The organism is Polaromonas sp. OV174 (assembly GCF_900112285.1).
In the GTDB taxonomy this organism is placed as follows: domain Bacteria; phylum Pseudomonadota; class Gammaproteobacteria; order Burkholderiales; family Burkholderiaceae_C; genus Polaromonas.
The window spans coordinates 23,244-36,578 of sequence record NZ_FOKZ01000013.1; the positions used below are offsets into that span (position 1 = coordinate 23,244).

Annotated in this window: 12 protein-coding genes; 5 read left to right on the forward strand and 7 right to left on the reverse strand. The window is 61.3% G+C overall.

The genetic code is table 11. The features are described from left to right. Positions 1-38 precede the first annotated feature (38 nt). From BM160_RS12775 to BM160_RS12785, 3 genes are read right to left on the reverse strand one after another with little or no spacing between them, the layout of a single operon-like run. Positions 39-1,172: an iron-containing alcohol dehydrogenase gene (locus tag BM160_RS12775; protein WP_092005891.1), complete on the reverse strand. Its 1,134-nt coding sequence runs from the start codon at positions 1,170-1,172 to the stop codon at positions 39-41. Next, positions 1,169-1,693 carry a GNAT family N-acetyltransferase gene (locus BM160_RS12780; protein ID WP_092005894.1) on the reverse strand — a complete coding sequence of 175 codons (525 nt, stop codon included), beginning with the start codon at positions 1,691-1,693 and terminating at the stop codon, positions 1,169-1,171. The genes BM160_RS12775 and BM160_RS12780 overlap by 4 nt, the downstream gene beginning before the upstream one ends. 1 nt (position 1,694) lies before the next feature. Beyond that, positions 1,695-3,092, reverse strand: coding sequence for a glutamine synthetase family protein (locus BM160_RS12785; RefSeq protein ID WP_092005897.1), 1,398 nt, complete (start codon positions 3,090-3,092; stop codon positions 1,695-1,697). Positions 3,093-3,388: 296 nt separating this feature from the next. On the opposite strand from BM160_RS12785, the gene BM160_RS12790 reads away from it, so the two are divergent. Then, positions 3,389-4,375: a helix-turn-helix domain-containing protein gene (locus BM160_RS12790; RefSeq protein ID WP_143093252.1), complete on the forward strand. Its 987-nt coding sequence runs from the start codon at positions 3,389-3,391 to the stop codon at positions 4,373-4,375. 129 nt (positions 4,376-4,504) lie between these two features. Here the strand turns inward: BM160_RS12790 and BM160_RS12795 are convergent, their stop codons facing one another. From BM160_RS12795 to BM160_RS12810, 4 genes are all read right to left on the reverse strand, one after another. Further along, positions 4,505-5,623: a 2-aminoethylphosphonate--pyruvate transaminase gene (locus BM160_RS12795; protein WP_092005902.1), complete on the reverse strand. Its 1,119-nt coding sequence runs from the start codon at positions 5,621-5,623 to the stop codon at positions 4,505-4,507. A 177-nt stretch (positions 5,624-5,800) separates the two neighbouring features. Then, on the reverse strand, positions 5,801-7,507 hold the full coding sequence (locus tag BM160_RS12800; protein ID WP_092005904.1) for a putative 2-aminoethylphosphonate ABC transporter permease subunit: 1,707 nt from the start codon (positions 7,505-7,507) through the stop codon (positions 5,801-5,803). Next, complete coding sequence (locus tag BM160_RS12805; RefSeq protein WP_092005907.1) at positions 7,507-8,559, reverse strand: putative 2-aminoethylphosphonate ABC transporter ATP-binding protein; 1,053 nt, start codon at positions 8,557-8,559, stop codon at positions 7,507-7,509. The genes BM160_RS12800 and BM160_RS12805 overlap by 1 nt, the downstream gene beginning before the upstream one ends. A gap of 89 nt (positions 8,560-8,648) precedes the next feature. After that, positions 8,649-9,698 carry a putative 2-aminoethylphosphonate ABC transporter substrate-binding protein gene (locus tag BM160_RS12810; protein WP_092005910.1) on the reverse strand — a complete coding sequence of 350 codons (1,050 nt, stop codon included), beginning with the start codon at positions 9,696-9,698 and terminating at the stop codon, positions 8,649-8,651. A 187-nt stretch (positions 9,699-9,885) separates the two neighbouring features. Between BM160_RS12810 and BM160_RS12815 the strand changes: the two genes are divergently transcribed. Genes BM160_RS12815 through BM160_RS12830 form a run of 4 tightly spaced genes read left to right on the forward strand, consistent with a single transcriptional unit; the run spans position 9,886 to position 13,310 of the window. Beyond that, on the forward strand, positions 9,886-10,632 hold the full coding sequence (locus tag BM160_RS12815; RefSeq protein ID WP_092006200.1) for a phosphonate utilization associated transcriptional regulator: 747 nt from the start codon (positions 9,886-9,888) through the stop codon (positions 10,630-10,632). After that, on the forward strand, positions 10,619-11,845 hold the full coding sequence (gene phnA, locus BM160_RS12820; protein ID WP_092005913.1) for a phosphonoacetate hydrolase: 1,227 nt from the start codon (positions 10,619-10,621) through the stop codon (positions 11,843-11,845). Before BM160_RS12815 ends, phnA begins: the two co-directional genes overlap by 14 nt. Before the next feature lie 45 nt (positions 11,846-11,890). Continuing rightward, positions 11,891-12,463, forward strand: coding sequence for a phosphonate degradation HD-domain oxygenase (locus tag BM160_RS12825; RefSeq protein ID WP_092005916.1), 573 nt, complete (start codon positions 11,891-11,893; stop codon positions 12,461-12,463). Beyond that, positions 12,453-13,310, forward strand: coding sequence for an EamA family transporter (locus tag BM160_RS12830; protein WP_092005920.1), 858 nt, complete (start codon positions 12,453-12,455; stop codon positions 13,308-13,310). The genes BM160_RS12825 and BM160_RS12830 overlap by 11 nt, the downstream gene beginning before the upstream one ends. The last annotated feature ends 25 nt before the right edge of the window (positions 13,311-13,335 follow it).

Here is a 13,335-nt window from a genome sequence, read left to right on the forward strand (position 1 = left end):
GCAGCGCATTACACGAAGTGAAAAGCGTGGGGGCCATTTTATAAAGCCGCCTCAAATAGGCGTTGGAAGTCCTCCGCTTTGCAGGGACGGGGGTTGGTCTGGTGACAGATGTCGGCGGTGGCGATCTCGACCAGGCGCGGCAGCTGTTCGGGCTTGACGCCATGCGCCGATAGCGGGCCGCTGATGCCCACGCTTTCCTTGAGTTGCTTCAGCCAGGGCACCAGGGCCTTGCCGCCGCCGGCTACGCCGCAGACATGGGCCAGCTCGTCGAATTTGGCCGGTGCCGCTTCGTAGTTCCAGGCCAGCACCGTGTCTATCATCAGCGCGTTGGCCAGGCCGTGGTGCAGGTCGCACACCGCGCCCAGCGCATGGGCGCAGGAATGCACGGCGCCCAGGTCTTTCTGGAAGGCGATGGCGCCCATCATGGAGGCCATCATCATGTCGCTGCGCGCCTGCAGGTTGCCGGGTTCCTTCACGGCCGTCAGCAGGGCGCGTGCCGCGATGCGCGTGCCTTCCAGGGCAATGCCGTCGCACAGCGGGTGGTAGGCCGGCGAGAGGTAGCTCTCGATGTTGTGCGTCAGCGCATCCATGCCGGTGGCAGCGGTGACATGCGGCGGCAGGCCAAGCGTGAGTTCGGGGTCGGCAAACACCACCCTGGCCAGGATTTTGGGGCTGAACACCACGCGCTTCAAATGCGTGTCGTTTTCGCTTACCACGCTGGAGCGGCCAACTTCCGAACCGGTGCCCGAGGTGGTGGGCAGGGCCACGAAATAGGGCAGTTCGTTGGTGATGGGGCGCACATTCGGATGGTCCCAGACGTATTCCAGAATGTCGCCCTCATGCGTGGCGGCAACACCCACCACCTTGGCCACATCGAGCGCCGCACCGCCGCCAAAACCGATCACGCAGTCGGCCTTGTGGGCCTTGTAGGCCGTCGCGCCGTCCATGACCTGGCTGCAGGTCGGGTTGCCGAAGACGCCCGAAAACACCGCGACATCCAGGCCGGCCAGATGGGTCTTGAACTCGGCCAGCACCGGCAGCGCGGCCAGCGCCTTGTCGGTGACTATGAGCGGGCGTTTGCAGCCTGCCTCCAGCAGTTGTGCCGCCACCAGTTTGCGGGCGCCGGCACCAAATTTGATGGCGGTTGGAAAAGAAAAAGTAGTGATGCTCATGATGAAACCAGTTGAAGAAACATATGTTGTTTGTCGAAGCGCTGATGACCAATTTTGATCGCCCCCGGCTCTATGCCGTAAGGCACAAAGCCTGCGCGCAGATAGAGGGCTTCGGCCTCCCGGTTGCCACGTGTCACCGTGAGCACCAGCAGCTCCAGGTCGCTGGCTCTGGCCTCGGTCAGCAGGGCATCGAGCAGGGCGCGCGCCAAGCCGCGCCTTGCATGTTCTGGTGCCACATACATGCCTATGACCACAGCCTTGTGCCGGCTCTTGATACGCTGCTCGCGATCGAGTCCGACGCAGCCGACCAACTGTTCGGCAGCCGTCCTCTGATCATGGACAAACGCACCCCAGAATTGCGCTGACGAGGTGGCCGCCAGCCGCTTTTGCGAATACGCAAGCGGCTGCAGCGAGGCTTCCTCGTAGCTCGATGTGAACGCCTCGGGATGATCATGAAAACTGCGCAGGCGCAGGGCGCGGTATGGCACGGCATCGCTTGGCGTGAGGCGACGAATGGACATGTCAGATGATTTCAAAATAGCGCTTCATTTCCCAGTCGGTCACGGCGTCCAGCCATTGTCGCCATTCCCATTCGCGGGTCGCAGCGAAGTGATCGACAAAGGTGTCGCCCAGCCAGTCGCGCGCAATGTCTGATTGCTCAAAGATGCGCGTGGTCTCTATCAGGGTACGCGGCGCGCGCGCAATGTTTTCTGCGCCCTGGTTGGTGCCGGTGATGGGCGGGGCGGTGAGCTTGAGTCCTTTTTCCACGCCGTCCAGGCCTGCCGCAATCACGGCGGCCATGGCCAGGTAGGGATTGACGTCGGCGCCTGGGCAGCGGGTTTCCAGCCGGGTTGCCTTGGGGCTGCCGGCAATCACGCGGAAGCTGGCAGTGCGGTTGTCCATACCCCAGGTCGGCTTGACCGGGGCCCAGAAGCCATCGACCAGGCGTTTGTAGCTGTTGATGGTGGGCCAGATCATGGGGCCGAAATCCATCATGCAGGCGACCTGCCCGGCCAGGTAGCTTTCAAACAGCTTGCTCATCTTGCGCGGGTTTTTTGCGTCGTAAAACAGGTTGTTCTTGCCGTCGGAAAGACTCTGGTGGATGTGGCCGCTGCAGCCCGGCAGCTGCTGATTCGGCTTGGCCATGAAGCTGGGCATGATGCCGAAGCGCGCGCCAATCTCCTTGACGCCGGTCTTGAAGAGAATGGCGCGGTCGGCCTGCTCCAGCGCTTCGCTGAAAGCAATGGCGACCTCATAGACGCCGGGGCCGGTCTCGGTGTGCAGGCCTTCTATGGGGATGCCAAAGGCCAGCATCTCGTCCATGATGGCTTTGAAAAACTCGCGATTCTGGTTCATGCGCAGCAGCGAGTAGCCAAACATGCCGGGCGTCAACTGCTCGGCCCCCACGCCTTTCTTGGCGGCCCAGCTTTGCGGCGTTTCCAGAAAGTTAAACCACTCGAACTCCATGCCGGTCATGACCTGAAAGCCCATTTTCTCGGCGCGCTTGAGCACGCGCTTCAGGGTCTGGCGCGGGCAGGCAGCATGCGGCGTGCCGTCGGCGTTGACGAATTCACCAAGGAAAAACGGCACGCCTTCATCCCAGGGAACATGGCGTGCGGTATTCAGATCCAGCCTGGCCAGGGCGTCGGGGAAACCATGCTGCCAGCCCGTCACGGAACTGTTGTCGTAGCAGGTGTCCATCATGTCCCAGCCCAGCACCACGTCGCAAAAGCCGAAGCCGCCGGCCGGGTAGGGTTCGGCGGCGCCAAAAAACTTGTCCTTGTGCAGGAGTTTGCCGCGCAGCACGCCGTCAATGTCGCTGACCGCCACTTTGACCTTGCTGGCACCGGACTGCTGAAGCTGTTTGACGGCCGGGTGCAGCTGCGGGCTTGTTGCGGAGCGTGATTTTTTAGCAGCCATAGGTTTGATCCATGGTGGGGTTGCGGCGCGGGTGCCGTGTGTTGTTTTCCCTGCGATCAGGGGCTGCATGGCCTTGCCTGTCACTGCAGCTTTGAGACACCCTGGCGTCTTTGAATCCGTAATGCGCTGACATATGATTCTTTCATTGGAAAGCCGTACTCGTCAGGGATATTAGTGCTGCGCAAGCGGCTTTGAAAATCCCATTTCGGCAAGCTGTGGATAGGGTTCGTTTTGACACGGCAGCGGGTGGCAAAACATTTTTCCCCAAGGGCACGGATACTGCAAGAATGTTTAACATGTCTGAACATCCCAAACCGGCACACGCGGCAACTTCGCTGCCTGCGCTGTCCCGCGCCAGCTTCATGGATGCCGACGAGCAGGCCGCTGCGCTTTCGGGCTGGAACCAGCATTACCTGCAGCTGTCGCGCGGCGCTTTTTGCGGAGAAATGCGTCGCCTGGAACTGGGTGGTGTGCGGCTGTTCATTGAAAACCTGCAGAAGTCGGTGTACCAGACCGGCTTTATCGGCAGTGAGGGGCTGGCCGTGGGCATTCCGCTTCAACTGCATGGGGAAACCGTGTTTTGCGGCCAGGCCTGCGATGCCAACTCGCTGCATGTTTTTTCGGGCGCTTCGGGCTTTGAGTTTCGCTCCTCGCGCGATCATGTGATGCTCGGTCTGGAACTGGACGAAGCGAGCTGCCACGTTTTGCGGGGGCCGGACGAGGCCGGTGCGGCCGGCTTTGGCGTCCATGCCGGTATCCACGTCCCGGATGCGGCGGCGTTCACCGAACTGAAACAGTTTCTGAGCGGCTTGTTTGATGCGGTTGAGGCCATGCCGAGCTTGCTGTCGGCCGGCGCGGTACGCGCCGGACTGTTTGACACGCTGCTCGACAAACTGGACCCGGTGATGGCCGGGACGGCTTCTGTGCCGGGCCCCAAACCCATGGCCATGCCGCGGGGCAGCTCGCACTGGCGGACGGTGCAGCAGGCCCGCGAACTGGTACAGGCGCAGCTTGATCAGCCGCCCACCGTCACGCAACTGTGCAGCCGGCTGGGTGTGAGCCGGCGCACGCTGCAAAACTGCTTTCAGACCGTGCTGGGCCTGAGCCCCCTGGCCTACCTGCGTGCCGTGCGCCTGAATGCGGCACGACAGGAACTCAAGACGGCGACGTCCGTCACAGCGGCTGCCACGCAACTGGGCTTCTGGCACTTTGGGCATTTCGCGCATGACTACCGGCAGATGTTTGGTGAGTTGCCGTCAGACACTTTCCGTCGCCACCACTAATTCCATTTCTAAATCATCCGTGCACTTTGTCGGCTTCGCTTGCCGTACGTCTGTACTGTCTGCGCTTCGCCTTCGCGTTCACGAATGATTTAGAAACGGAATAAAGCTTAGAGCCCGGATTTTTTCCGCTCAGTGTGTAGGTGCGGCGGACGTGATGCCCATGTCTTGCAAGGTCAGCGCCACGGCAAGCACCGCCTGCGCCATCTCGTTCGGGCCAATCGCACCGATACAACCGACCCTGAAAGTTTCCACCTGGGTGAGCTTGCCGGGGTAGAGCACGAAGCCGCGCTCGCGTGCGGCGGCATAAAACTTCTTGAACTCATAGCGGCTGTCGGCCGGCGCGTGAAAGGTCACGATGATGGGCGCCTGGATCGTCGGATCGAGAAAGGGCTTGAAGCCCAGTTGGGCCATGCCTTCAATCAGCGTGCTGTAGTTGCTGCGGTAACGCGCCAGTCGGGCTGGCTGACCGCCTTCTTCCTCAAACTGCGCGATGGCTTCGGCCAGAGCCACCACGACATGGGTGGGCGGCGTGAAGCGCCACTGCGTGGTTTTTTCCATGTAGACGTACTGGTCGTGCAGGTCCATGGCCAGCGACTGGCTGCGGCCGGCGCAGCCGTCCAGCACGGCCTTGCGGATAAATACAAAGCCCATGCCGGGCACGCCTTCCAGGCATTTGCCGCTGGCAGCCACCAGGGCATCAAACTGGATCGCGCGAGCGTCTATGGCCAGCGCGCCGAATGAGCTCATGGCATCGACAATCAGGCCCTTGCCCTGCGCTTTGCAGACGTCGGCAATTTCTTGCAGCGGATTGAGCACGCCGGCGCCGGTTTCGCAGTGAATCAGCACCACATGGCTGATGCTTGGGTCCTGCTTGAGCTTGTCGGCCAGCGCTGCGGGCGACACCTGCGTCGCCTCGTCAAAGGCCAGCACGCTGCAACGCCGACCCATCAGCGAGGTGAGCCTGGCCGCGCGCTTGCAGTAGGCGCCGTTGTCCAGCACCAGCACATGGCCGTCGTGCGGCACCAAGGTGGCCACCGACGCTTCCACACTGAAGGTGCCGCTGCCCTGCAGTGGCACCACCACATGCGAATCGTGGCCGTGAATGATGTCCAGCAGGTTGTGGCGTATGCGAGCCGTGACGGCGTTGAAGTCGCTATCCCAGGAGCCCCAGTCTTTCAGCATGGTGAGCTTGGTGCGCAGCGTGGTGGTCAGTGGACCGGGCGTCAGGAGGATTTTGTCTCTGTCCATGTCGTTACATTTTTATGGAAATCGTGGGAGCGCGGAGATCACGCTGCGAAGGGCCACCCCGAGCAGCAAGGGACTTAATAGACCAGTCGGGGCCGCGGAACCGGCTCCGCCGGGCCGCAGGCGCAGCGGCCCCCTCGGGGGGCAGGGAGCTACACGCAGTGAGCGACCGTGGGGGCATCATTTCCTCCAGGCCTGCGTGCGTCGGTTCACCCACCAGGCCAGCGCCATGAACAGCAGGGTGGCCAGGGTGGAGGCCACCCCGATCAGCACGGCCATGGCCGCCGCGGCGCCGATTTCGCCGGCCTCATCGAGATTCAGAATGGCAATCGAGGCCACCTTGGTTTCCGGCGAATAGAGGAACACCACGGCCGAGATGGTGGTCATGGCATTGATGAAAAAGTAGCGCGCGATATCTATCAGGGCCGGTGTGCAGATGGGCAGCGTGACGCGCCAGAAAGTCTTGAAGAAGGGCACCTTGAGCGAGGCGCTGACAGCCTCAAATTCTCCATCCAGACTCTTCAATGCCGTGACCGCCGTCAGATGGCCGGTGGTGTAGAAGTGCACGATGGTGCACAGCGTCAGCAGGGTCAGCGTGTGGTACAGGCCATTGAGGGGGTTGTCCGGTGCATTGAAAAAGAAGATGTAGCCCAGGCCAAGCACCAGGCCGGGCACGGCCATGGGCAGCATGGCCAACATCCGCACGAAGCCGCGCAGGCCGTTCATGCCCTTGGTTTTCTCCTGCAGGTAGGCGCCAAAAAATACCAGCGCCGTGCCGAAGACCGCCGTGCCCGCGGCCATCTTCAGGCTGTTGACAAAGCCGACGCCGACCTCCGCATCCACCAGACCCATGGTGTAGTGGCGCAGGCTGGGTGTCAGGTTGTAGGGCCAGAAACTGGTGAAGGAGGCAAACACCGCCATGCCCAGCATGGCCAGCACCAGAAAGGCCACGGCGCAGCAATAAAGCGTCATGACCCAGTCATAAGTCCGCGATGGCGTTGGGTGGTAGGGCACGGCGCGCGCCGTCAGCATGGCGGTCTGGCGTTTGCTGACATAGTGATCGACCGCGAAGGTCAGCACGGCCGGGGCCAGCAGGAGTATGGCAACCACCGCGCCCTTGGCAAAGTCCTGCTGGCCTATCACCAGCTTGAAGACGTCGGTGGCCAGCATGTTGAAGTTGCCGCCTATCACCTTGGGGATGCCGAAGTCGGTCATGACCAGCGTGAAGGTGACCAGCGCCGCAGAAATCAAACCGTACTTGGCACCGGGCAGCGTGATGGTGAAAAACTTGCGCCTGGCGCTGGTGCCCATGGCGCTGGCCGCTTCGTAGAGACGGGCATCCGAGAGGCTGAGTGCGGTCACCAGAATCATCAAGGCATGCGGAAAAACCGCAAAGCACTCGGCAATCACGATGCCGGGGGCGCCGTAGATCTGCTGGATACCGATGTCCTGCATCCATGACTTGAGCACGCCCTGGTTGCCAAACCAGTAGATCAGTGAAATCGCGGACAGCAGTGAGGGTGCCAGTAGCGGAATCAGCGTGATGCCGCGAAACAGCGCCTTGTAGCGCATGCAGGAACGCGTCAGCGCATAGGCAAAGCCGAAGGCCAGCGGTACCGCGATCAGCGTGACGGCTAGCGACACCCAGATGCTGTTCCAAAGGCTTTCCAGCAGGGCTGGTGTCTTGGCATAGTCGATGAAGTTGGCAAACCAGATGAACTGGCCGGCCTTGTCTTCCATGGCTTGCTGAAGAATCGTCAGCAGCGGTGCGGCCAGAAAGGCGATCAGGAAAAGGGCGATCAGTGCCAGCGCGGCGTAGGCCAGGTGGTCGGTCCAGTGCGCGTGCTGCCGGATCAGCCGGGGCGTGGGGGCGGTCAGCGTCTGCATCAGAACACCTTGATACGCTCGGGCAGCAGCTTGAGCGGCAAAGTCGAACCGATCTGCAGCGATTGCTCGGACAGGAAGTTGAGCGACAGGTAGACCGTCAGCTTGTGCAGACCCAGCGCGGGTGAGCCCACATGCACGTGGCAAAAAGAACCCAGGAATTCAATTTTTTCTATGGTGGCATCGAAGACATGGGCGTCGCCTTGGGCAATGGGCCGGGCCAGTACGTCCTCGGGTCGCAGGTAGATCTTGACGTCACGGTCGGCGCCATCGCAGGGCAGGCGCAGTGGGCCAAACGTCAGTTGACCGCCGCTGACACAGGCGGGCAGCACATTGACCTTGCCGACGAAGTCGGCCACAAAGGGCGAGGCCGGCTCGCGGTAAATTTCCATGGGTGTGCCGATCTGCTCGATCACGCCCTGGTTCATCACCACAATGCGGTCGGCCACGCTGAGGGCCTCTTCCTGATCGTGCGTCACCATGATGGTGGTGACGCCTAGTTTTTGCTGCAAAGTCCTGATTTCCTGGCGTAGGCGCACCCTCTCCAGGGCATCCAGCGCCGACAGTGGTTCATCCAGCAGCAGCAAGCCCGGTGAGGTGGCCAGTGCGCGTGCCAGTGCAATGCGCTGCTGCTGGCCGCCCGAGAGCTGGCTGGGGTATTTGCCTTCGCTGCCGGGCAGGCCGACCAGCTTGACCAGTTCTTTGACGCGGCGCTCCGCCTCAGCCTTGGGCGTTTTTCGGTTGACCAGCCCGTAAGCCACGTTGTCGGCCACGCTCAGGTTGGGAAACAAGGCATAGCTCTGAAACACGATGCCGTAATCGCGCAAAGCCGGTGGCAGGCGTGAAATATCGCGGCCGGCCTGGGTCATCTCGCCGGAGGTCTGAATTTCCAGTCCGGCAATGATGCGCAGCAGCGTGGTCTTGCCGCAACCTGATGGCCCGAGAAAGCAGACGAATTCGCCTTTGCGGATATCCAGATTGATGTCTTTAAGTGCAGTGAAGCTGCCAAATTCCTTGTGGATGTGGCGCAGGGAGAGAAATAAATCCAGGCTCATTCGTGGTCGTTCATAAAAAGCAAAGGGAGGGCGAAGGGTCTGAAAAAAAGGCCGCTGAGTGCATCACTCAGCGGCCTTTTTTCTATGCCTTATTTTTTCTCGCTCTTGCTGTTGTAGCGCTTGTTCCACTCGTTCAGGATGCGCTCACGATTGGCCGCGGCATAGCTGAAGTCCATCTTGATCAGGCGTGACTCATAGTCGGCCGGCACATGCTCCAGTTTGGGCGCCACGCCGGGTTGTGCGGTCAGCGCGAAGTTCTTTCCGTACAGAATCATGGCGTCCTTGCTGGAAGCCCAGTCGGCCAGTGTTTTGGCGGCCGCGAGTTTCTTGGTGCCTTTGTGAATGGCGAAGGACTCAAGATCCCAGCCCAGGCCTTCCTTCGGAAAAACCAGATCTATAGGCGCACCCTTGGCCTTGTTGGCGTGACCGCGATACTCAAAGGAAATGCCCATCACGAATTCACCAGACGCCGCCATGTTGCAGGGCTTGGAGCCGGAGTGGGTGTACTGGGCGATGTTGTCATGCAGGCCGTCCATATACTTCCAGCCGCCGCCCTTGCCGTTGTCATCACCCCAGAGTTGCAGCCAGGCGATCACGTCGAAGTAGCCGGTGCCCGAGGAGGCCGGATTGGGCATCACGATCTGGCCCTTGTACGCGGGCTTGAGCAGGTCTTTCCAGGTTTCGGGCTTGGGAATGTTGCGCTTCTTGGCTTCCACCGTGTTGAAGCAGACGGTGGCGCCATAAACATCCATGCCCCACCAGGCCGGCACGGTCTTCTTGTCGCGATACTGGCTCATGATGGCGTCAAGATTGAGCGGTGCATAGGGCTCCAGCATGCCGTTCTGATCCAGCAGCGCCAGGCTGGAGGCAGCGACGCCCATCACGACATCGGCCTGGGGATTGGCCTTTTCGGCCAGCAATTTGGCGGTGATCACGCCGGTTGAATCGCGCACCCACTTAAGTTCGATCTCGGGATGAACTTTGTTGAAGCCTTCCTGGTAGGCCTTGAGCTGGTCGGTTTCCAGTGCGGTGTAAACCAGCAACTGTGATTTTTGCGCCGATGCCGTGGCACAGGCGGCCAGCAAGCCTGCCGTAGCGACGACTTTGGCGAAAGATTTGAGATGGGAAGCCAGTTGCATAAGAAGTCCTTGATGAAAACCTGCAATGTTGTGACCTGATCATGTCGATGGCATGACACTGCGATGACTCAAGCGCTATTCAGGCTCTGTCAACCCAGCTCAACTTTATTTAACGCCGCCCCTTTTGTCTTGTCAATTGTTTTTTGGAAATTGTTGACAATTGACTGTTTTGTGCTTCAATTCAATGATGAGTTCCGTCTTTCATCCCACCATCGCCTTGCTGCAAAGCAGCTCTCTCACCACGGTGGTTCAGCAGGAAATAGAGCGCGCCATTCTGGTCGGCGAGTACGAGCCAGGCAGCAAGCTGGTGGAGGCCACGCTGGCCGAAAAAATGGGTGTCTCGCGTGGGCCGGTGCGCGAGGCCTTTCGCATGCTCGAGGAAGCCGGGCTGGTGCGCAATGAGAAAAATCGCGGCGTCTTCGTGCGCGACATCCCGATAGACGAGGCGGTCGAGATTTTTGATCTGCGCGCCGCCATGGATGAGCTGGTAGGGCGCCAGCTGGCAAAAAATATCACGCCGGCGCAGCTCAAGGAAATCAAGGATCTGGTGAGCACCATGGAAAAGGCCGTCAAGACCGAGGACGCCTACAACTACCACCTGCTGAATCTCAAATTCCATGACCGGCTGGTCGAGATGGCCGGCAACCGCAAGCTGACAGATATTTACCGCAAGCTGATCAAGGAGCTGTCGCTGTTTCGTCGCCTCAACCTGGCCGATGGTTGGCTCATGCCGATTTCGGCCAGCGAACACCGGCAAATCGTCAAGGCCATTGCCTCTGGCGACGCGGACGTGGCCGGGCGCGTCATGTTTGCGCATGCGATGGAAAGTAAAGAGAGAACCATAGAAAACGACTTGCGGCGACAGGCGCGTCTGCAGCTTCCCACGCGTGCCGAAAGTACCGGAACTGAAAGGCCTAAACGTGAAAATCGCTGAACTGAATGTGAACGGCCGGAGCTACCAGCTGCCGACCCAGCCCACCGTGGTGGTGTGCGTCGATGGCTGCGAGCCTGACTACCTGGCGCAGGCGGTGGCCACGGGCCACATGCCCTGGCTCAAGCGCACGCTGGCCCTGGGTTCAGGCCTGACCGCCGATTGCGTGGTGCCCAGCTTCACCAATCCCAACAATCTGTCCATAGTGACCGGGGCACCGCCCAGCGTGCACGGCATTTGCGGCAATTACCTGTTTGATACCGCCAGCGGCACCGAGGTCATGATGAATGATCCCAAGTGGCTGCGCGCGCCCACCTTGCTGGCGGCGCTGGCCGATGCCGGCAAGTCGCTGGCCGTGGTGACGGCCAAGGACAAGCTGCGCAAGCTGCTGGGCCACAAGATGAAGGGCATCTGCTTTTCCGCCGAAAAGGCCGACCAGGTCTCTTTGGAGGAAAACGGCATCGATGACGTGCTGGGCCTGGTCGGCAAGCCGCTGCCCAGCGTCTACAGCGCCGATCTGTCGGAGTTTGTTTTTGCCGCCGGCGTCAAGCTCATGCAGCAATACCGACCTGACGTGATGTACCTGTCGACCACCGACTACGTGCAGCACAAGCATGCGCCGGGCACCGATGGCGCCAACGCTTTTTACCGCATGATGGACGACTACCTGGCACAGCTGGAAGCCCTGGGCTGCGTCATCGTGCTGACCGCCGACCATGGCATGAATGCCAAGGTCGCCATGGACGGCACACCCGATGTGATTTATCTGCAGGACTGGTTTGACGGCTGGCTGGGCGCCGCCAAGGCGCGCGTGATCCTGCCTATTACCGATCCCTATGTGGTTCACCATGGCGCGCTCGGCTCGTTTGCCACGGTGTATCTGCCGGAGGGATCAGATGTGGCCGCGGCCTGCCAGCGATTGGCCCAGCTCAAGGGCATGGAAGTGGTGCTGACGCGCGAGCAGGCGGCCCAGCGTTTTGAGCTGCCGGCAGACCGCATCGGCGACATCGTTGTCGTGTCGGAGCGCTTTACCGTGATTGGCACCTCGGCTTCTCGTCACGACCTGAGCGCGCTGGAAGTGCCGCTGCGTTCGCACGGCGGCATCAGCGAGCAGCGCGTGCCGCTGATCGTGAATCGCAAGTTGCAAGGGCTGGACCTGAGCCGGCGCTTTCGCAATTTCGACGCCTTCGAGCTGGCCCTGAACTACGCGCAATAACGCGCAAGCCTGCACGTTTCAGCAACCCTTAACCCGGCGCCGACCATGGCATTGACCTTTTCCGACATAGAGCGTCTGTTTGAAGAGCGCGGCGGCGAGCAATACAGTGGCGAGCCGGTGACGCAGCTGCAGCACGCCCTGCAAACCGCGGCGCTGGGCGAGGCCGAAGGTGCCGGCGATGAACTGGTGACGGCGGCCCTGCTGCATGACCTGGGCCATTTGCTGCATGACTTTGGCGAGACACCCTCGCTGCGCGGCGTCGATGATGTGCACCAGTACCGCGCCCTGCCGTTTTTACGGGGCCTGTTTGCCGACGCGGTGCTTGATGCCATCAAGCTGCATGTGGACGCCAAGCGTTATCTGTGCGCCACCCGGCCGGCCTATCACGCCAGCCTGTCGGAGGACTCCAAACGCAGTCTGCTGCTGCAGGGCGGCATTTTCAGCACCGAAGAGGCGGCCGCTTTCATTGCGCAAGCCGGTGCCGAGGGCGCGGTGAAGCTGCGTCTGTGGGACGACCTGGCGAAAGATGCCGACAAGGTGACACCACCGCTGTCTCACTATCTGGCGCGGGCCCAGCGCTGCGCGCTTTCCAACTCAGGATCTGCGCTTGCCGCCTGAAGTCCTGGCCATGAGCTGGCCGGTGCTGTGCGTCGTGCTGTTTGGCGCGCTGCTGCACGCCAGCTGGAATGCGCTGGTCAAATCCAGCAGCGACAAGGCGCTGGACATGGCGCTGATTCACCTGATCGGCTCGGCGCTGGCGCTGCCGCTGGTGGCGCTGGTGGGCTGGCCGCCCAAGGAGGCCTGGCCCTTCATTGGCGCTTCCGTGTTGATTCACATCGGTTATTACATCGCCACCACGCAGGCCTACAAGCACGGCGACCTGGGGCTGACCTATCCGCTGATGCGCGGCGTGGCGCCGCTGCTGGTGGCGCTGTCGGCAAGCTTCACGCTGGGCGAAACCTTGAGCCCGCTGGCCTGGGCCGGCATCCTGGGCATTTGTTGCGGCGTTCTGGTGCTGGGCCTGAGCCGGCAGGCCTTGCATGCGCCCAAGGCTGTCGGTTTTGCGCTGGCCAATGCCGTGATCATTGCCATCTACACCGTGGTCGATGCCTTGGGCGTGCGGGCCTCGGGCAATGCGCTGCAGTATGTCGCCACGCTGTTTCTGCTCGATGGCTGGCCCTTTGGTTTGTTGATGCTGGCACGCCGGGGCCGCACCATGCTGGACTATGGCCGCCATCGCTGGCCCATCGCCAGCGTAGGCGCGCTGGCCTCGCTGGGCTCTTATGGCATTGCCTTGTGGGCCATGACGCGCGCGCCCGTGGCCACGGTGGCGGCGCTGCGCGAGACCTCGGTGCTGTTTGCCGTGCTGCTGGGCACCTGGCTGCTGAAAGAGGTTTTTACATTGCGCCGTTTTCTGGGCACTTGCGTCATCGTTGGCGGTGTCATGGCGATACGGCTGGCCTAGTTCTATTTCCCCAATGAGGTGCACA

Coding starts and splice junctions, on each gene's coding strand:
- BM160_RS12775 (WP_092005891.1), bottom strand. CDS start 1,172: ATGAGCATCACTACTTTTTCTTTTCCAACCGCCATCAAATTTGGTGCC.
- BM160_RS12780 (WP_092005894.1), bottom strand. CDS start 1,693: ATGTCCATTCGTCGCCTCACGCCAAGCGATGCCGTGCCATACCGCGCC.
- BM160_RS12785 (WP_092005897.1), bottom strand. CDS start 3,092: ATGGCTGCTAAAAAATCACGCTCCGCAACAAGCCCGCAGCTGCACCCG.
- BM160_RS12790 (WP_143093252.1), top strand. CDS start 3,389: ATGTCTGAACATCCCAAACCGGCACACGCGGCAACTTCGCTGCCTGCG.
- BM160_RS12795 (WP_092005902.1), bottom strand. CDS start 5,623: ATGGACAGAGACAAAATCCTCCTGACGCCCGGTCCACTGACCACCACG.
- BM160_RS12800 (WP_092005904.1), bottom strand. CDS start 7,507: ATGCAGACGCTGACCGCCCCCACGCCCCGGCTGATCCGGCAGCACGCG.
- BM160_RS12805 (WP_092005907.1), bottom strand. CDS start 8,559: ATGAGCCTGGATTTATTTCTCTCCCTGCGCCACATCCACAAGGAATTT.
- BM160_RS12810 (WP_092005910.1), bottom strand. CDS start 9,698: ATGCAACTGGCTTCCCATCTCAAATCTTTCGCCAAAGTCGTCGCTACG.
- BM160_RS12815 (WP_092006200.1), top strand. CDS start 9,886: ATGAGTTCCGTCTTTCATCCCACCATCGCCTTGCTGCAAAGCAGCTCT.
- BM160_RS12825 (WP_092005916.1), top strand. CDS start 11,891: ATGGCATTGACCTTTTCCGACATAGAGCGTCTGTTTGAAGAGCGCGGC.